This is a genomic window from bacterium (assembly GCA_036504735.1).
Classification (GTDB): domain Bacteria; phylum Electryoneota; class RPQS01; order RPQS01; family RPQS01; genus DASXUQ01.
Map to the genome: position 1 here is coordinate 132,367 of DASXUQ010000018.1, position 17,124 is coordinate 149,490.

The 17,124-nt window shown below is 57.8% G+C and carries 16 protein-coding genes; 3 read left to right on the plus strand and 13 right to left on the minus strand.

All coding sequences use genetic code 11. From position 1 onward, the window contains the following. Positions 1 to 127: 127 nt before the first annotated feature. The 12 genes from VGL38_14590 to VGL38_14645 all read right to left on the minus strand — a co-directional run bounded on the left by VGL38_14590 (position 128) and on the right by VGL38_14645 (position 13,342). Entirely contained in the window at positions 128 to 2,179 is a 2,052-nt protein-coding gene (locus VGL38_14590; GenBank protein HEY3296656.1) for an Omp28-related outer membrane protein, read from the minus strand. A 705-nt stretch (positions 2,180 to 2,884) separates the two neighbouring features. Next, the gene (locus VGL38_14595) at positions 2,885 to 4,255 is read right to left on the minus strand and encodes a phosphomannomutase/phosphoglucomutase (GenBank protein HEY3296657.1); all 1,371 of its coding nucleotides are present in this window, start codon (positions 4,253 to 4,255) and stop codon (positions 2,885 to 2,887) included. A 153-nt stretch (positions 4,256 to 4,408) separates the two neighbouring features. After that, positions 4,409 to 5,425, minus strand: a complete 1,017-nt coding sequence (locus VGL38_14600; GenBank protein HEY3296658.1) for a hypothetical protein — start codon at positions 5,423 to 5,425, stop codon at positions 4,409 to 4,411. A gap of 36 nt (positions 5,426 to 5,461) precedes the next feature. Beyond that, on the minus strand, positions 5,462 to 6,205 hold the full coding sequence (locus tag VGL38_14605) for a hypothetical protein (GenBank protein ID HEY3296659.1): 744 nt from the start codon (positions 6,203 to 6,205) through the stop codon (positions 5,462 to 5,464). Positions 6,206 to 6,431: 226 nt separating this feature from the next. Then, positions 6,432 to 7,001 carry a GNAT family N-acetyltransferase gene (locus VGL38_14610; protein HEY3296660.1) on the minus strand — a complete coding sequence of 190 codons (570 nt, stop codon included), beginning with the start codon at positions 6,999 to 7,001 and terminating at the stop codon, positions 6,432 to 6,434. Positions 7,002 to 7,021: 20 nt separating this feature from the next. After that, positions 7,022 to 7,723 (minus strand): pirin family protein, encoded by a 702-nt coding sequence (locus VGL38_14615; protein HEY3296661.1) that lies wholly within the window; start codon positions 7,721 to 7,723, stop codon positions 7,022 to 7,024. A 19-nt stretch (positions 7,724 to 7,742) separates the two neighbouring features. Further along, on the minus strand, positions 7,743 to 8,168 hold the full coding sequence (locus tag VGL38_14620) for an OsmC family protein (GenBank protein HEY3296662.1): 426 nt from the start codon (positions 8,166 to 8,168) through the stop codon (positions 7,743 to 7,745). Between the two features lie 49 nt (positions 8,169 to 8,217). Then, complete coding sequence (gene bshA, locus VGL38_14625) at positions 8,218 to 9,342, minus strand: N-acetyl-alpha-D-glucosaminyl L-malate synthase BshA (GenBank protein ID HEY3296663.1); 1,125 nt, start codon at positions 9,340 to 9,342, stop codon at positions 8,218 to 8,220. Positions 9,343 to 9,349: 7 nt separating this feature from the next. Further along, positions 9,350 to 9,898, minus strand: coding sequence for a DUF2284 domain-containing protein (locus VGL38_14630; GenBank protein HEY3296664.1), 549 nt, complete (start codon positions 9,896 to 9,898; stop codon positions 9,350 to 9,352). 13 nt (positions 9,899 to 9,911) lie between these two features. Beyond that, entirely contained in the window at positions 9,912 to 10,631 is a 720-nt protein-coding gene (gene bshB1, locus VGL38_14635; protein ID HEY3296665.1) for a bacillithiol biosynthesis deacetylase BshB1, read from the minus strand. A 327-nt stretch (positions 10,632 to 10,958) separates the two neighbouring features. Beyond that, complete coding sequence (gene bshC / locus VGL38_14640) at positions 10,959 to 12,587, minus strand: bacillithiol biosynthesis cysteine-adding enzyme BshC (protein HEY3296666.1); 1,629 nt, start codon at positions 12,585 to 12,587, stop codon at positions 10,959 to 10,961. 5 nt (positions 12,588 to 12,592) lie between these two features. Next, on the minus strand, positions 12,593 to 13,342 hold the full coding sequence (locus tag VGL38_14645) for a class I SAM-dependent methyltransferase (protein HEY3296667.1): 750 nt from the start codon (positions 13,340 to 13,342) through the stop codon (positions 12,593 to 12,595). 197 nt (positions 13,343 to 13,539) lie between these two features. On the opposite strand from VGL38_14645, the gene VGL38_14650 reads away from it, so the two are divergent. From VGL38_14650 to VGL38_14660, 3 genes are all read left to right on the plus strand, one after another. Next, positions 13,540 to 14,988 carry a PEGA domain-containing protein gene (locus VGL38_14650; GenBank protein HEY3296668.1) on the plus strand — a complete coding sequence of 483 codons (1,449 nt, stop codon included), beginning with the start codon at positions 13,540 to 13,542 and terminating at the stop codon, positions 14,986 to 14,988. A gap of 10 nt (positions 14,989 to 14,998) precedes the next feature. After that, a complete protein-coding gene (locus VGL38_14655) occupies positions 14,999 to 15,472 on the plus strand; it encodes a CoA-binding protein (protein ID HEY3296669.1) in 474 nt (157 codons plus the stop codon). A gap of 141 nt (positions 15,473 to 15,613) precedes the next feature. Next, positions 15,614 to 16,384 (plus strand): rhomboid family intramembrane serine protease, encoded by a 771-nt coding sequence (locus VGL38_14660; GenBank protein HEY3296670.1) that lies wholly within the window; start codon positions 15,614 to 15,616, stop codon positions 16,382 to 16,384. A 235-nt stretch (positions 16,385 to 16,619) separates the two neighbouring features. On the opposite strand, the gene VGL38_14665 is transcribed toward VGL38_14660, so the two are convergent. Next, the coding region (locus tag VGL38_14665; GenBank protein ID HEY3296671.1) for a T9SS type A sorting domain-containing protein at positions 16,620 to 17,124 on the minus strand (505 nt) is incomplete at its 5' end.

The window sequence follows — 17,124 nt, forward strand, 5'->3', positions numbered from 1 at the left end:
GACGGGCGGGAGTCTGTCCGTTTCGTGGGCGGTCCATCTCCCTTCTTTTCAGGCAGGAGCGACCGCTCACGAAACGGCACCTGTGGCCGCAAGGCCACAGGTGACCGGATCATGAAGCAGAGATTACTTACTTCAAAAGCATCAGCTTGCGCGTGGCCCGGAAGGTTTGGCTTCCGGCCTTAGCCTCAAGGCTGTAGAAATACAAACCGCTGGACACCTTCGCCGCATTCCACGTCACGGCATGAGCTCCCGGTTCTTGCAGACCTGACGCCAACACCGCCACCTGACGGCCCAGAACGTCGAAAATCCGCAGCGATACTTCCGCCCGCAACGGCAACGCGTAAGGAATCACGGTCTCGGGGTTGAACGGATTGGGGTAGTTCTGCGCAAGGGCAAACTCGTTGGGAGCGGACACCGTGCGCGGATCGGCCGCGACCGGGCCCAGCATCCAGTCGACGATGCGCCCCATCACGGCATTGCGGTTAGCCGCGCTGGAAATCGCTTCGAAGCCGAAGGCCATGAACACAAGTTTGTACACCGGCGTTTCCACCTGCACCGCGGCGCACGTGTCACCGGTCACACCCTGCCAATTCCAGATCGGAGTGGCGTAGGAATCCAATGCATGAATCTTGTTCTGACGGGTCTGATTGCTCGCACCGTCGCCGCCGATGACCGCGAGGTCCAGGCCGTCGCTGATGGCGTTGCCGGAAACTCCCGTGACATTGTGTCCCGTGGGGAACGGCAGGTAATGGCCAACATGCAGCACGTCGGTCATGAAGGACGACGTCCGCAGGTCAAAGGCGATGCCCTGGCCGGTCAGGAACAGCTTGCCGCCGTTGTTCACGTACATTTCCAGCGTGGACTGCTCGGCAGCGGTCAGCGTGTTGCCCGTGGGGGAAGCGCCGGTCATCCAGATCAACATCGGAATCGCGGGCAGAATATTCTCGTCCAGTGCGCCGGCATGGAGGTCCCACCAGCCGCAAGCGCGGTTGGGCTCGGACGCCTGCAGAGCGTTGGTGTAGAAGGTCTCGACATTGTTGGCGCCGCCGTCATCATCCACCAGCAGGACGTCCAGCCCCGCCATCAGGCGGAAGGCCAGCGCCGCAGTGGTAGTGGTATTGCCTTGCGATTGGATATTCACCGCGAGGTTGGCGCTGCCGCCGTGGCCGTTGGGATTCACACGCAGCGTTAGCGTCGTCGCTTCGCCCGAAGTCAGCGGCACGTCGATGCTGGTCGGATCGGAAGCCACATCGGTCGCTTCAATCGTCTGCGTCCAGCCGCCGGGCAGTGCATCGCCCACGGACACCGTGTAGGTGTCATTGTTGCGGCCATGGTTGGAAAGCTGAATGGTATAATCCACTTCGCCACCGTTCACTTCCGAGATGAGCTGAACGGGATCGGTGCAGGAGGTCTGAACCTGCCAGAGGTTCAGCACCGGGGCCCACGCCGCCTGATGCACGTACTTGCTGGCATAGTCCTGCAAGAAAACGACGACGGACATGCTGTCCGTGTCCCAGGCCGCTGACTTATTGAGCGTGCCGGAGAAATCCAGGGTGCCGTTGAGGGGCACGCTGGTGATGGTCTGGCCGGCGGCATCGGGATAGAAATCGCGGAAAATGTTGTCGAAGGACGTCTCGCCGTTGGAACCATGCGGGGACGGACTGTCCACGTCGCTGATCAGCACCACGTAGAGACGAGTGTTGGCCAGCGCGCTGTCGGTGGCGGTAACGGTCCCGCTGAACTGCACGGTGGTTTCGCCGGAAATGCTGGCTTCGATGTCGATCGTGCAGGGCGCGGGGACATTGCGGGCGGTACGGATCTGCGAACGGAAGCCGGAGGCGCTGCGGGTAATTTCCGTGCGGCCATCCACCCAGCCATCCGGAACGCCGGTCACGTTGTAATACGTAATCTTGGTGTTGACTTCCGACGTGTTCCACAAGTACATCGCGTCGTTATTGGGGGCAGGCCAGGAAACGTGATACTTGATGTTGAGCACGGAGTCGCGCCCCATGGCTTCCACCACCTGACGTTCTATTGGATTCCAGCCGGCGCAGGGGCCGCAGTTCCATTGCGTGAAGCCTTCCGTCAGCACGGTGCGCACCGCGGCAGTGGCAGTTAAGGCTCCGAGCAGCAACAATGCCGCGATGGCCAGCATAACAACAAACGAACGACGGTTCATACGATCTCCTTGGGAGTAGGTTCAATTCCAGTACGGGTAGAACACTACAAATATAATACCATCAACTATGTTATCAAGACCCTAACACAACTTCCTGAAAATCCGCATGGGCAGAGCCGCGCCCGCTTTCAACGGTCAAAAGAAACGGGCTGCTTAACTGTATCTTGTTTAAACATCTGCAATTAAAACATCAATTCCAACCCTTTCACAACCGGAATCCGGCGGTTTTCGGCACATGAAGAACGCATAGAGTATGTCTGCGAAGAGAGGCACGAAATCACCATGCAAAAACGCCTCTTTTTGCCTGGTGACCGACACGAGCGGTAATTCATAGATAAATATATAATCCGCAATAAGTTATCCGGCATAGATCGTCTCTGCCCGAAATCGCGTCCGCCTCGCGCACCCGATTTGTCCCCACCTCATCAGGCCCAGTTTAGAAATTGATTTTCAACATGTTGATTTCTCGGAAACTATAATTAGACGATTTGGAACCGGAATTCATGTGCTCGAGTGGAAAAGTTGAGACCAGATGAGAATGCTACTTCTACTTGGATGAGTATACGCGGCATGACGTGGGATGTTTGAGGTGGTTGACGTGACGCCGGAGTAGTTCGCAAAGCAGCTTTGATCGTGGCGTCACTGATGCGGCAAGGGCGGGTCCTTTTGGACCCGCCCTTGTTTTATGCACCCTGTTCGGCAATCTCAAACTTTCAATTCAAACCCTTCTTTAGCCAGCAGCGACTTGAACTCGGCAATGATGCGATCCAAGGCCTGCTGCGATTTGGCTTCGAAACGCAGCACGAGCGTCGGCTGGGTGTTGGAGGCGCGCACCAGGCCCCAGCCGTCGGGAAATTTGACGCGCACGCCGTCGAGGTCAATCGTCTGGGCGCCCATCTTTTTGAATTCCGCTTTGACCTTGTCCACCAGCGCGAACTTTACCTCATCGGGGCAGTCCACGCGAATTTCCGGCGTGCTGAAGGTCGGCGGCAGATCAGACAGCTCTTCGGAGAGCGTGTGATCGAGGCGGCTGACGATTTCCACGAGACGGCAGGCCGCATAGATGCCGTCATCGAAACCGAAGTAGCGGTCGGCGAAGAAGAAGTGGCCGCTCATTTCGCCCGCCAGCACCGCCTCTTCCGCCCAGAGCTTGTTCTTGATCAGCGCGTGGCCCGTCTTCCACATGATGGGATTGCCGCCGTGCTTACGCACGTCCTCGAAGAAGTTCTCGCTGCACTTGACGTCGGCAATCACTGTCGCGCCGGGCTGTTGCCGCAGAATGGAGCGCGCAAACAGCACCATGAGCTGGTCACCCCACAGCACCTTGCCGTTGCCGGTAATCGCTCCAAGACGGTCTGCGTCGCCATCCAGCCCCACACCCACATCCAGACCTTTGTCCGCCACCAGCTTCTTCAGATCCACAAGATTTTTTTCCACCGTGGGATCGGGATGGTGGTTGGGGAAGCGGCCATCCACGTCGCTGTACAGATCGAACACCGTCGCGCCCAATTCGCGGAAGATTTTCGGCGCGACCAGCCCGCCGACGCCATTGCCGGAATCGATGCCGACGCGCACGGCGCGGTCGAATTTGATATTGGTGGTCAGCCACGACACGTACGGGTCGAGGATGGAGTACTTGCGCACGGGCAGCGGCGAGGCCTTGTCGAAATCATCGGCTTCGATCAACTGCCGCACGGCCTGGATCTCTTCGCCATAGATGGCGGCCTTGCCGAAGGCGACCTTTATCCCGTTGAACTCCGGCGGATTGTGCGAGCCGGTGATCATGATCCCGCCGTCCATCGACAGGTGCGCCGCGGAAAAATAGAGCACCGGAGTCGGGCACTGTCCGACATCGGTAATCTCGATGCCGGTGCTGGTCAGGCCGTCTTTCAGATCGCTGGCAATGCGCTCGCTGGAGAGCCGCCCGTCACGCCCGATGGTGAACCGCTGCGCGCCCTTGCGCTTAAGCAGCGTGCCGATGCCCTTGCCCAAAGCCACGACCACTTCCGGGGTCAAATCATCCACGACGACCCCGCGAATGTCATACTCGCGAAAAATGTTGGGGTTGATGTTCATTGTTCTCCGTTACCCTCGCCGAGGCAGGCGCCCACGCCTGCCCGCAATGTGTTTATGTAAAGAATGAAAGACAAATCTATTACTTGTAAATCCAAGCCCGCTCTCTGAACGATGCCCTTTCAGTTTCAAAACAAGCTTAAACCTCCTGATGTTCTATTCACTGCCAGTGGCATCCGGGTCATCGGAGACTTGCGAAAACGAAAGTTCATAGCGGCGCTTCTGTCGATCAAAGCTCAAAGGCGTTCCAATTACGTCTCCCTCGCTTGTCAACAAGTAATTAAATTTCCAATGGCCATCGCCGTCGAGAAGGTATTGGATTTTCGTGGCTGCAATATGTTGGTGCAGATCGTGAGCGTGTCGGATGGCCTCACCGGTCTTTTCTTCTGTTAACGCCCCTAGGAACAAGTCCACGTCAGCCGTCTCGGCTGCCAAGTCAATTTCCGGGGTTCCGGCAATATGCACAATATATGTCCTACACTTTCCTAAAGGTATTGCACGCTGTGCCCACCTCGCACATACGCTTTTTGTGGAACGCATGAATACGCCGAACTCTGCCGATATTTGTCTTCCTATCTCTTCCGCAATAGGTTTCAAAACATATTTGACAAGGAACAACTTGACAAGTGCTTCTCCGACGGCAATGATCAATTCTGGGTCTGGGATTCTTGCATTTCTGCTGAAAGGACTAAAGACAGCAGCGCCGTCCATTGGGAGTGCGGCCTTGATGAATTGCAAGTCGTCCTCGGAATCAATATTGACCGGGTCATATTGGATCCCCAGAATTGCTGGTGGTGAGGCGTCTGAAGCGAAAGGATGCGATGGCCCATTAACCCGTCTCCACACCACAGGGTCACCACTTGGCAACACATACGGTCGTTCCAGTTCAAAATACTCGAGCTTTGCGACCAACGCATATACATTGTCATCGAGAGCAACGACCCTGGTTTCAGCAATTCTTCCAATGGGAGGAACAGTATGAATGTGCTCGACATCTATCGGCATGCATCCCTTGAGCCTGATGTCCTGGGATGCGCGCTCAAGATAGTCGCGCGTAATACAAAACCCATGCCGCGACATTTGTGTCGTTGCAATGATCACTTCGCCTTTACTCATGTCTTCCTCGCAAAGATCAAATAGAATTCCTGGTAGCCACGGTTGTTCAATTAGCATCTCGGTTCCCTCTGGCTAGGATTTCACGCCTCGGATCTATTCACTCACCTGGCCATAATCCAAGGGTCTGGTGAGCATTTCCAGCTTTCTCACTTGCCTCTCGAAGCTCGCGGGCGTTCCCACCACGGCACCATCTTTGGTGAGCAAATAGTTTAGATCCCACTTCCCATCCGAACTCAGAAGGAACTGTACTTTGACCGCGCCCAGCCAACGCGCCAACTCTGACGCTCGTGACATGCATTCATGCAACCGGGGCACATAGATAGCATCGAGGAAGGGCACTGGATCAGAGGTGGTGGCAACAAATTGTACTTCGGGCACGCCCGGAACATCCAGAACGTAGGTGATGGGCCGGTTCTTCGGAATCGCATGCTTGGCAAGGTTCAGACACGCGATCTTGACCAGATCGTAGAATTTCGCTAAGTCATCCGCCGCTCGGTCCGCAAGCTTCTGGCCAACGTGGTCAACAATTAACTTAGAGACTTTGTTCAAAGCAAGTATCTCTATGATTGCCTTGCTCAAGGTAATGACCAACTCCGGATCAGGCAACATAGATTTGCGAAACGACCAATGTGCCTTAAACTTCACCTCGGACGCCGCATGGAGGTCCGCAAAGTAGTCGGTGCCGTTATATGAGTCTGCAAAGTTATTTTTGTCCGTTGACAATGTCATCCACTCCGGCGGGTCGTCGCACCCATAGAACGGAACAGAGCTTTGGTCTCCGCTCTTTCTTATCAGCTTTGTGCCGTCCGACAGCATCAACCATTTCTGTTCTCTCAAAGAACTCCAGAGTTGCGACCAGAGCGAACTCTCCATCCTCTGTGGGCACCACTTTGCCGGATACAGTTCGCCCTACCGGTGGAACGGACGGATCATGCTCTATCCCATTCGGTGGCCCCCCTTGGCTGTTCCATGCCTCGGCCAACTGCCTCAGCGCCTCTTCAGATACGCGATCCCCGTGTTTGTCTACGTGTGTGGTTGAGACTATTCCAGTTCGAATCATTATTTACTCCATTCTTGCCCACACTCCATGCACAAACCCTTTCCAGAAAACTTCGCGTTCCAGCACGAGGCCGTTTTTCTGGGCGACGCGCTGAGAAGGGAGATTCTCCGGGCGGATCATGGAAATGATACGCGGAAAATGAAGGATGTTGAAGCCGTACTCAAAGCAGGCGCGGGCGGCTTCGGTGGCCAGGCCCTGATTCCACAGGCGGCGCACGAACAGGTAGCCGACTTCTTTCTCCTCCGCATCCTCGACGGTCTGTTGCAGGATGCCGCAGATGCCGGCAAACCCGCCGCTCTCTTTTAAGATGCAGGCCCAGAAGCCGTGGCCATGTTTCTCATAGCTGGCCCGCGTGCGTTCGATCCAGCCCCGGGTTTCCTCGCGGCTGTAGGTCTGCGGATACCACCGCATCGCCACCGGATCGGAGAGAATAGACAACAGGCTGTCCGTGTCGTCGAAGGTCAGTTCACGCAGAGTAAGGCGATGGGTTTCAAGCAGGAATTTCCCGCCGCCGCTCTCACCCGCACCCGGAGGGTGCGGGGTAGTAGCAGAAGGGATTGTTTCATCCTTCATCCTTCCGCCTTCATCCTTTCTTAAAGCGCCACACCGGCGTCAATCAGCATAAAGTCGGTGTCGGCAACGCCTTCGAGCGTCAGCTTGCTCTCGCTCTTGACGCGCGCCTGGTCGCCCTTCAAAAAGCTGACGGTGTTGACACTGAGATTGCCGGTGGTGACGTAGATGAACACGCGCCGCGCGGGGTCGGTGTCATAGTCCAGCTTGCGGCCTTCCTTGAGGTTGCCCTGATAGATGGTGGCGTCGGCATGCATGGTCAGCGCACCGCTGACGCCTTCGCCCGACGCCAGCGCCAGCAGGGAATTGGGCTGCGGCGCGCCTACCATCTTCTGCTCGTAGCCCGGCTGCACGCCGCGCTCGTTGGGCAGCACCCAGATCTGATAAAGGCTGACCGGCTCCTTGCCGTGGTTGAATTCCGAATGGATGATCCCCGTGCCCGCCGACATGTGCTGCACTTCCCCGGCGCGGATCACGCCCTTGCCGCCGGTGCTGTCCTCATGGGAAAGCTCACCCGAATGCACCACGGTCACGATCTCCATTTCGCGGTGGGGGTGCATGCCGAAGCCCTGTCCCGCATCCACCCGGTCATCATTGAACACACGCAGCACTCCCCAGCGCAAATTGGAAGGGTCGTGGTAGGTGTCGAAGGAAAACAACCAATAGGTCTTCAACCACCCGAAATCCTGATAGTGGCGACTGGTCGCCGGGATATGCTGGATCATGATCGTGCCTTTCGTGCGTTCAAGACGATAATTTGGCGTTCATGGTGATCTTGGTGTTCAGCAGCCGCGAGATCGGGCAGCCGGCTTTGGCGGCCTCGGCGGTCTTCAGAAAAGCGTCCTTGTCCACACCGGGAACCTGCGCGGTGACGTCGAGATGGATTTCGGTTACGGTAGGACCCTGCGGCAGCATTTCCAGTGTCACGGTGGCCGTGGTGTGGATGCTTTCGGGAGTCATCCCCGCCTTGGTCAATTCTCCGGACAGCGCCATGGAAAAACAGCCCGCATGGGCGGCGGCAATCAGTTCTTCGGGATTGGTGCCGATTCCATTTTCGAACCGCGTGCTGAAGGAATACTGCGCGTTCTGCAACACGCCGCTGTCCACCGACATCACACCCTTGCCCGCCTTCAAATCGCCGTTCCACACGGCATTAGCCTTCCGGTTCATCTACAGTCTCCTTTGTAAATAAGACAAATCTCTAACACCATATTCTGTTTCAGCTTTTCTTATGAGTTACTTCCTTGTACACATCCTCGTACATCGCCACGACCTTGTCCCGTGGGAACAAGGTGGCGGCGCGCTCCCGGGCGGCCAGACCCATCTGGCGGCGCTTTTCGGGATGGACGGCCAGTTCGATCAGCCGCCGCGCCATCTCATCGGTATCGCCGACAGGAACCAGAAATCCAGTCTCGCCGTCGCTCACCACTTCGGGCAGACCACCCACACGGGTAGCCACCACGGGCAATTCGCTGGCCATTGCTTCCAGCGCGGAGAGACCGAAGGATTCGGTCTCCGAGGGCAGGAAATACATATCGGCGATGGACAGCAGATCCGTCACCGCCACCTGATTGCCGAGGAAGAAAATGTCATCCAGCACTCCTCCCGCCCGGGCATCCATTTCCGCCCGTGCACGTTCGGGGCCGTCGCCCACCAGCAGCATCCGCGCCGGGATCTCCTTGCGCACTTTGATAAAGGCCTTGATCAGATCGGGAATGCGCTTGACCGGGCGGAAGTTGGAGATGTGCACAATCAGCGGCTCGCAGTTGGGCGCAAAGAACTGTTTGAACTCGCAGCCGTCGCGGTGCTGGTAAAGTTCCATGTTTACGAAATTGGGAATCACCTTGATGTCGCGCGTGACGCCGATCAGGTCGTGCGTCTCCCGGGCCAGATCCTGCGACACCGCCGTCACGCCGTCCGACTGGTCGATGGTGAACTTCACCACCGGCGCATAGGCCGGATGGGAGCCCACCAGTGTGATGTCCGTGCCATGCAATGTGGTGACAAACGGCAGCTTGCCGCCGGTCATCTGCTTGGCCATATAAGCCGCCGCGGCGTGAGGAATCGCATAGTGCGCGTGGATCACATCAAGCTGGTGCAGCTCGAAAACTTCGTAGAGGGTCGAGGACAGCGTCAGTGTGTACGGCGTGTGATCGAACAGGGAATAGTGCACCACGGGCACTTCGTGGAACAACACCCGCGGCTTGAATCCCGGCAGCCGGAAAGGCCGCGCATTGGAAAAAAAGTGCACTTCGTGACCGCGCTCCGCCAGAGTGAGCCCCAGTTCGGTAGCCACCACTCCAGAACCGCCAAAGGTCGGATAACAGACAATACCGATTTTCATAAAGCCATCATTCCACTAAGAGAAACGCATACCGGTTCATCGCCTGATTATAGTCGGAGAGAACCTCGATGGGGTAGCCGCTGGCGCGGGCCGTGGCGAAGACATCCACCGCCATGGCCTCGGGAGCCGGGCGGGCCATCACCGCATTTTTGCAGTCAGCACGCAGGGCGGTGCAGTCGGCGCAGAGCTGGCAGGAATCCATAAACAGCAGGAAGGCCTTCTGATAGCCGGCCAGAAACACGTCGCGCTCCAATTTAGACAGCCCCTGATTGACCTGCCGAGACCACAGCTTGCGGTCCTCGGGCTTCTCCACTTTCTTTTCGAAGCGGAAGATCAGCGCCGTTTTGTATTCATCGAAAAAGGTGCGGCACTCGGGCACGGGGAGCGTGTTGGGCGGACAGCAGGCGTTCTTGCCGTATTCGGAACAGCCGTACATGCACTTCATCCGCACCCACTGCGAGACCACGATGCTTTGCGGCGCAATCCACTTGTAATCCGCAATGCCGTGCCTGGCCAGCAGAGCGTCCATCGCGGCCTTCTTCGTTTCCTCGTTCATCGTTCCTCGCTCATCATTTAAAAAAGGCGACCGGATCGTCAATCCGCAGTTTTTCCCGCACCCAGAAGGCTTCGGCGTACCTGACGCCGATCTGCAGGCCGAAATTGCGGAAGCGCGCTTCCAGATCGTCAAAGAATCCTGAGCGCGAGAGCAGCGTGTCCGGATCGGTGGAACTGGGATTGAAGAACTGCGATTTATAGCACTGCGCCGCCTTCAGCTTCTGCTCCCAGAACTCGCTGATGTCCACAAACACATTCACCTCGGGCATCCAATGGGAGGGGAAATACATCAGCCGCGCGGGAACATGCGGCTCGCCTTCGGCCTCGAAGTTGCGCGCGCCGGAAAGAAACATGGCGTTCTTTACCAGCGCCGACGTGCCTTCGTGGTCGGGATGGCGGTCCTGCAGCCAATGGGTAATGATAATCTTCGGTGTGTGGCGGCGGATGCACTCCACCACCGCGCGGCGGCCTTCGGGAGTATCCTTTACGGTCATATCGCCGAGGTCCAGATTTTCGCGCACGTCCGCGCCGATGACTTTCTTAGCGCATGCCGCCTCAGAGGCGCGAATCGCTGCCGTGCCGCGCGTGCCTTTCTCACCCCGTGTCATGTCCACCATGCCCACGGTGTGACCCAGTGACTTCATCCGCAGCAGCGTCCCGCCGCACGACAATTCCAGATCATCCGGATGCGCCCCAAATGCCAAAACATCTACGTGAAGATTATTGAATGCCATGTATTGTTTCTCGTGCATAATTTAAATTGAGCGAGACGGGTGCGTTGCGGCCGATAAGACGGGCACGACATGTCGTGCCCCTACGGCAGAGGCGATACCCATGCCATTGTCGTGTAGGGGAGGGTTAAGGTCTGCCGCAACCCTCCCGTCTTGCCTATTGCCGGAATCATCACGGGCGGGTTGCGCATGTTGCATCCACTGAGGTGTGGCGTCTTCTGCTTAACCCGCCCCTACACGGGGTGGACACGCCGGAATCATAGCGGGGTGGTGGTGGCGGATGCTGGCAGACCCCCGCCCCCCGCCGAGCAGGCGACACAGGTGCAGGGCTTAGCCCTGCTCCATCTCTATCACCCAGTGCTCTCGCAACTCCGTAGGCAGTTGATCCAGCGCTTCCAACAGCATCTCCGGAGAGAACTTCGCCAGATAGTATCCCGTCGAGAGCACCCGTTCGGCAATTTTGCCTTCCGGCTTCAGGGCCGTCAGCGTCTTATCGAGACGCGCCAGCAGCGTTCCGTACTTCTGCTTCAGTGCGCGTTCGGTCTTCTGCTGCAGTTCATTCAGAGGATGCAAAGACTTTCCCGTCGCGCCGTGCAGCGCGCCGTCCAGCGTCGGATCAATCTCCGCCAGCGCGGGCCTAAGCTGCGCATAGAGAGCTTCAATCGTGTAGCGCACCAGATCGAAAAGCTGCGCCGTTTGCTGATCATCTTCCTCCCGCAGCAGTTCGCGGATCAGCGCCTGCTTGTCCTCGCCCAGCAGCTTGTCGTAGGTAACTCCGAGCTTCTCCACGGCCTTGGCGGTCTTGGCATCGAGCAGCGTGGCGGAGAGTCTCGGGAAGAGCGACGGCGCCGCAACACCTAAGTCAGTATACAACGGCGTGAGCTGCGCGTGATAGTCCAGTTCCCCCGGACCCGCCACGTAGGCTACGCTGGGCAGCACAACATCCTGATACAAGGGCCGCAAGGCCGCTTTGGGACTGACCTCGCCCGCGCGCACGCGCGCTTTGATCTCCCGGTGCGTAAGCGTTTCGGCCTGTCCGCCCGGAGTCCGCAGTTTGCCGTCATAAGAGAGAGAATGGCGGATGTGATCTTCTCCCGCCAGATAGAACAGGTAGGAGTCCGGCGTCGGTTCCAGCGGCGTGACCCATTGCTGCTGCTTCAATTCTTCGGAGCGTGTCCGCAGCATCTCGCCCAGCAGCGGCCCGCGGTCCAGCACCTTTTCCCACAGCGGCAGGGCCATCCGTTTCAACTCCGGCTCCATGCCTTCAATCACCAACAGTCCGCGCGGCCCCAGTGACCTTGCCAGCAATCGGCCCATCGCATCGGACAGGGTGGTATGGCTGTAAGCCTCACGCAAGAGCGTCAGCCCCTCATCGCTGGGCAAGGGCAGCGCCGCCGCCAATTCTTCGATCTGCGCCGCCGCATCCACGCCGTACAGACCGACCATGAATCCCTTATGCTCGGCAGTCGGTTCAAAGCGCAGATCTCCGAGGTCGCCGCCGCGCGCCAGATACCGTGCATGGCGGACCTCTTCGAGGTCGTGGTCTTCCCCTTCCAGCCAAAAGACCGGCAGCACGGGAAGATGCAAATAGTCTTCGAGTTCAGCGGCCAGGCGCGTGGCGTGGTAAGCCTTCAAAAAGGTATAGAGCGGTCCGCCGAGGAAGCCGGCCTGCTGTCCGGTCACCACCATTACCGCGCGGCCTTCCCGCAACGCATCGAGGCGAGCCAGGGTGGACGATGGCACGCCGTAACTCTTGCCGCGCGCCTCAAACAGATCCGCCAGTTCTTTCCACGGCCGTGACTGCGCACGCTGCCGCTCGGCTGCGATACGGCAGGAGTTCATATCCGCAGGCATCGCCGCAAACAGATCGTGCGGCACGCGGCCTTGCATGATGGCATGCCATGTGCGCGAGAAGTTGCCTAAGCTGCCGAAGGGGATCGCCGAAGAGGTTCTGCTCACGCTGCTCACTTCCGGGCAAAAAGAATCAGTCGCGGCGATTGCGGCACAAACGGTTTGCCGTCATAATCGCCCCAGAGTTCTACCACCGAGAGTCCGCGGTCTTCGGCCATCTGTTCGAGTTCCTGCGACTCGTACAGCCGCACCGACTCGCTGATCTTGCGCGTGACACTGCCGTGTTGTATTTCGATATGCTTAATCACCCGTTTCCGTTCCCGATCCAACTCGCGGCGTTCGGACATTTCTCCGTCCCGCGTTTCGCGGTGAGTATGGGCGATGAAATGCGAGCGCAGATAGTTGGGATTGATTACGTCGAGGATCAGGATTCCGCCGGGAGCGAGAATCCGCACCAGTTCGGAAAAAGCCGCGTGGTTATCCGCCTCGCTGTCAAAATAGCCGAGGCTGGAAAAGATATTGGCCACCACGTCATACTCGGCAGCCAGCGGCAGATGCCGAATGTCGCCGCGCACGAACAGCGGCGGTAGGGAGTAGACCTCCGCCACCTCTTCGGCCCGGGCCAGCATAATACTGGACAGATCCACACCGATCACGCGCGCACCTTTTTGCGCGAAGGCCAGACTGTGACGGCCCGCACCGCACGGCACATCGGCCACGGTGATTCCGGGTCTCAGTTCGAGGCTCGCCCAGATAATTTCCACAAAGTCTTGCGCTTCCTTCACATCGCGGTGCGCGTACAGGGCAAGATAGTCTTCATCAAACCATCTCGCATACCATTCCGAGGACTCTTTGGCACACATGTCGATATCGCTTCCTCATAAGTGCAACTCTTTACAAAATACGAATCTCACCTCGGAATGTCAATGAACATCACACTATCTTTGCCCCTCGTCCCGTGGCTGCCCGCGAGCTTTGGGGAAACTGACTGAATGGCACGGTTTCAGCTTGCTTCTGTAAGGATTGCGATTTTGCCGAATAAGTGTATATTATTGAACCTATGCGTGTTGCAGTTTGGACATTAGCGGCGCTCGTCGTGGCGATGATCGGCTATCTGGTCTATGACCAGTATTGGCCGGCAGGACATGGAGCCGTGGTCGTGACCTCGGATCCTCCCGGGGCACAGGTGTGGGTGGACCTGAGACCCACCGACACCCGGACCAATGGCCGTCTGGAGTCCCTGTCCTCCGGCAAGCATTCAGTGATGGTCAAGTTAGACACACTCGAATGTGACCCCACCGCCCAAGTCATTGACGTGCGAAAAGGCCGGACGGATACCGTCCGTTTCCGCCTGCTGGCTCCGCATGCCCTGCGGCATGTTGCCGAGACACCACCGATAACCGACAAGCTGCCAAGTTTGCCACCGGTGCAGACGCCGGTTTCCCCTCCGGAATCGACACCCCACACGGGTGCGATCAAGCCGCAGGGACAACCCGAGCCTCTGCCTCAAACTCACGCTCAACCCACCGAAGTCGTGGAACCGCAGTCCACAACTGGAGTTCTCGAAGTAGCAGCCTCTCTTCCGGGGGCCAAGGTCTTTGTCAATGATCAGGAACAGCCTCAAACCACGCCAGCCAGTCTGAGACTGCCTGCCGGAACATACGTGGTGCGGGTTGAACTGACAGGCTATACCTCTGATCCGGCAGACCAGACGGTCAGCATGTTCCGCAGTTCGCCGCTGCAGTCGATTTACTTTGCGCTGAATACCCAAAACGTAGCCAGCGAGCTTGCCGTCGAGACTGCGCCGATAGCCGGAAAGATTCTGATCAATAGTGTTCCGGTGGGCGATGGCAAAGTGGCCGTCTCGCGCGATTTCGGCTCATACACGGTTAGCTTCGGGGATTCCGCCGGGTGGAAAACACCCGACCCGATCCATATCTCGATTACGCCGACACAGCCGCGGCCCTCGGTCCGCGGCCTTTATGTCCGGCTGTTTCATGCGGCGGCAGAGGTGGACGGCAGCAAGCCGGTTGCTTCAGGCGGAGTTCGCTGGCAGCTTGGGGCTTACTTCGAAGATGACGGCGCGCATCCGTCTGCTGCCCTGGGGCCGAAGATTCGCCAGATTCCCGAGTCCGGCAAATTCGGCTGGGAGCTGGCTGAGGGGGACCCGAACCGCAATCCAGTCGGCGGGGACTATATCGAGTTTACGTTTGCCCTGCCGCCGGACGCGGATCCCAAATCGCCGCTGACCTTGCGGCTTTATCTGTACCGCTCCAGCCGCCGCTATGCCTTTAGTCTGACGGGCAAAGCGGAGGTGGTGGTGACGGTCAACGGACACACCTTCCTTGATGGCTACCGCCCCACCTATACCACTCAGGCCGCCGATGAAGAGCGTTATGAAGAATGGTCGCTGTCGGGCGCGCTGGTACGGGGGGAAAACCGGGTGATGATCCGCAGCGGCGAGCACAACTCGCTGTTCAATTACCTTTGGAAAATGGAAATTCGCTGAGGGGACACCCATGACGACCGAACAGTCCATCCGGGATTTTCTGGCGCAGAAGCGGATCGCCGTCGTCGGCGCATCGCGCAAGCCGGGATCGTTCTCGCACAAGCTGTTCCACGATCTGTGGAAGCACGGCTATGATGCGGTGCCGGTGAATCCGGGCACGTCGAACTATGATGATCTGCCGTGCGCGGCGCGGGTGCAGGATATTGTTCCTCCCGTGGGGGCCGCGCTGGTGATGACCTCGGACAGGCACACCGGACAGGCCGTGCGGGATTGTGCCGCTGCCGGCATCTCCCGGGTGTGGATCCACCTCGGCGCGGGTAAGACTCCCTTAAGCCCTGAAGACATCGAGTTCTGCAGGGACAATGGTATCCGCGTGATTACCGGCTATTGTCCCTACATGTTTCTGCCCGACTCGGGCTTTCCACACAATTTTCACGGCTGGATCGCCCGTTTGGGCAAGGATTACAAGGCAGAGAAGGTATAGGAAAGACTCGAAACCAAAGACTGGAGACTCGAGATCGTTTCCTTCACGTCTTTAGTCTCACGTCTCAGGTCTTTTAAACGCTAACCGACTTTTAGGGAATAACTCGTGCAGCGATTACGATTCGCATACATGGATATGGGGATGCGATGGACGGAGATCGTCCGCTTCCTGATCCTCTCGAATGTGACCATTTTTGCGGTGCAGGAAATCTTCAAGCTGCAGGGGCTGCTCTCCTACAATTTCGGCCTCATTCCGGCGGCGTTCTTTGCGGGTAAGATCTGGATGATCGTTACCTACATGTTCCTGCACGCGAACTTCTGGCACATTTTCTTCAATATGCTGGCGCTGTGGATGTTCGGCTCGATCCTTGAGCAGGAATGGGGCTCCAAGGAGTTCCTCAAGTATTACCTGCTGACCGGACTAGGCGGCGGACTTTCTTATGCGCTGTTCAATATGCACTCCACCGTTCCCACCGTGGGAGCGTCGGGCGCGATCTACGGATTGCTGGCCGCCTATGCGGTGCTCTTTCCGGAGAATATTATTTATGTCTATTTCATTATCCCGCTCAAGGCCAAGTGGTTTGCTTTGATCTTCGGCGCGATTGAATTTCTTTCCAGCTTTTCGCGCGAGAGCGGCGTCGCCCACCTTGCCCACTTGGGCGGTATGGCGATTGGCTATCTCTATCTGAAGCGCCGCTCCTTTTTGCCCCGGCGCGGCATGGGAGCATGGAAGGAGTCCCGCGATGAAGCGGTCCGCCGCCGAGAAGAAGCTGAACTGGACAAGGTTCGCCGCGAGGTGGATGAATTGCTCGACAAGATCAACCGTGTCGGCATGGACGGCCTGACCCCTGCCGAACGCAAGCGCCTTCAAAAAGCCAGCAAGATTTTGCGCGATAAGGAACGGCAGGAATAGACGTCTGCCCCGGCAATAGATTAGAAAAGGCGAGCCCTGCGGTTCGCCTTTTCTCTGTCCTTTAATGCGATAGAAGTACAACGCAGTCCATGGCGTCCCCCTTACTTGTCATCCTGCAGCCGTCCGCGGGATGCAGGATCTCTCTTTGATGCTGCTCCCCGAGAGATCCTGCATTTGAAGACAAATGCAGGATGACAAGGCGAAGGAGAGACGTGAAGGAGTTTCCTGAGAGTGCCTACTTCAGCATCACCATCTTCCTCACCTGCGCATTGCTCCCCGCCGCCACCCGCGCAAAATACACCCCCGAAGAAAGCTCCGATCCCTCAAACCGATACCGCTGTTCCCCCGCACTCATCCTCCCGAATTCCCTCTGATACACACACCGCCCCAGCACATCAAACACCTCCAGCTTCACCTCGGACGGTGCGGGCAGTGTGAAGGACAGCGTCGTGGTGGGGTTGAAGGGATTGGGGAAAGTAGACAGGGAGAAGGTTTGCGGCACGGGTAAAGGTTTTGGCGCAGTGCCCGCACTGTCTTCAGGCAGGTCGTAGCATAGATAGAAGCCGTAGCCGTGTTCCACGCCATGATCGTCTGGTACTAGAGCGTTGGGGGTTACGGGCAAATCATGTGAGTCTGAGGTCCCCGCCAGCCAGACGGTATGCTGATCGCTGTCCCAGAGTATCCCGTTCGGAAATTCGCGATCACTGCCACCAAGGAAGGTGCTGTATTCCAAACGGCGC